The sequence below is a fragment of the Rhodococcus sp. IEGM 1305 genome (assembly GCF_030058635.1).
GTDB lineage: Bacteria > Actinomycetota > Actinomycetes > Mycobacteriales > Mycobacteriaceae > Rhodococcus_F > Rhodococcus_F opacus_D.
On sequence record NZ_JASHKX010000087.1, the window covers coordinates 1 to 505 of the forward strand.

The 505-nt window shown below is 65.7% G+C and carries 1 pseudogene; it reads left to right on the top strand.

The annotated features are described in order from the left end of the window. Positions 1 to 18: 18 nt before the first annotated feature. A pseudogene (locus tag QM693_RS37500) lies at positions 19 to 505 on the top strand (F0F1 ATP synthase subunit alpha); the annotation flags it as partial.

Genomic DNA, 505 nt, shown 5'->3' on the forward strand with positions numbered 1-505 from the left:
ACCGAGAGCAGGAAAAACATGGCGGAGCTGACGATCTCCTCCGACGAGATCCGTAGTGCGATCGAGAACTACACCGCGAGCTACTCCCCGGAGGCCTCCCGCGAAGAGGTCGGCCTTGTGACCGACACCAGCGACGGCATCGCGCACGTCAGTGGCCTGCCTTCGGCGATGGCCAACGAACTGCTGGAGTTCCCCGGCGGAATTCTGGGTGTCGCGCTCAACCTGGATGCCACCGAGATCGGTGCCGTCATCCTGGGCGATTACGAGAACATCCAGGAAGGCCAGGAAGTCAAGCGGACCGGCGACGTGCTGTCGGTACCCGTCGGCGACGCCTTCCTCGGCCGCGTCATCAACCCGCTCGGCCAGCCGATCGACGGCCTGGGCGAGATCGAGAGCAACGAGACCCGCGCCCTCGAACTGCAGGCTGCCTCGGTCCTCGAGCGTCAGCCCGTCGAGGAGCCGCTGCAGACCGGCATCAAGGCCATCGACGCGATGACCCCGATCG